The organism is Capnocytophaga gingivalis ATCC 33624, assembly GCF_000174755.1.
Classification (GTDB): Bacteria; Bacteroidota; Bacteroidia; order Flavobacteriales; family Flavobacteriaceae; genus Capnocytophaga; species Capnocytophaga gingivalis.
This window is the reverse complement of sequence record NZ_ACLQ01000032.1, coordinates 1-1,129: the sequence shown is the minus strand read 5'-3', so window position 1 is coordinate 1,129 and position 1,129 is coordinate 1. Positions and strand designations below refer to the sequence as shown.

Below are 1,129 nucleotides of genomic sequence, written 5' to 3'. Positions count from 1 at the left end.
CTGGGTAACACTAACTGGAGGACCGAACCGACTAATGTTGAAAAATTAGCGGATGACTTGTGGCTGGGGGTGAAAGGCCAATCAAACCGGGAGATAGCTGGTTCTCCCCGAAAGCTATTTAGGTAGCGCCTCGTGAATTCATCTCCGGGGGTAGAGCACTGTTTCGGCAAGGGGGTCATCCCGACTTACCAACCCGATGCAAACTGCGAATACCGGAGAATGTTATCACGGGAGACACACGGCGGGTGCTAACGTCCGTCGTGAAGAGGGAAACAACCCAGACCGCCAGCTAAGGTCCCAAAGTCATGGTTAAGTGGGAAACGATGTGGGAAGGCACAGACAGCCAGGATGTTGGCTTAGAAGCAGCCATCATTTAAAGAAAGCGTAATAGCTCACTGGTCGAGTCGGCCTGCGCGGAAGATGTAACGGGGCTAAACCATGCACCGAAGCTGCGGCAGCGACACTATGTGTTGTTGGGTAGGGGAGCGCTCTGTAAGCCGTCGAAGGTGTGCTGTGAGGCATGCTGGAGGTATCAGAAGTGCGAATGCTGACATAAGTAACGATAAAGCGGGTGAAAAGCCCGCTCGCCGGAAGACCAAGGGTTCCTGTCCAACGTTAATCGGGGCAGGGTGAGTCGACCCCTAAGGCGAGGCCGAAAGGCGTAGTCGATGGGAAACAGGTTAATATTCCTGTACTTGGTGTTACTGCGAAGGGGGGACGGAGAAGGCTATGTTGGCCGGGCGACGGTTGTCCCGGTTTAAGCGTGTAGGCTGGTTTTCCAGGCAAATCCGGAAAATCAAGGCTGAGGCGTGATGACGAGGCACTACGGTGCTGAAGCAACAAATGCCCTGCTTCCAGGAAAAGCCTCTAAGCATCAGGTAACATCAAATCGTACCCCAAACCGACACAGGTGGTCAGGTAGAGAATACCAAGGCGCTTGAGAGAACTCGGGTGAAGGAACTAGGCAAAATGGTGCCGTAACTTCGGGAGAAGGCACGCTGATATGTAGGTGAAGCGACTTGCTCGTGGAGCTGAAATCAGTCGAAGATACCAGCTGGCTGCAACTGTTTATTAAAAACACAGCACTGTGCAAACACGAAAGTGGACGTATACGGTGTGACGCCTGCCC

The 1,129-nt window shown here is 53.2% G+C and carries 1 rRNA gene; it reads left to right on the top strand.

From position 1 onward, the window contains the following. Positions 1-1,129: ribosomal RNA gene (locus CAPGI0001_RS10945) — 23S ribosomal RNA — on the top strand; the annotation flags it as partial.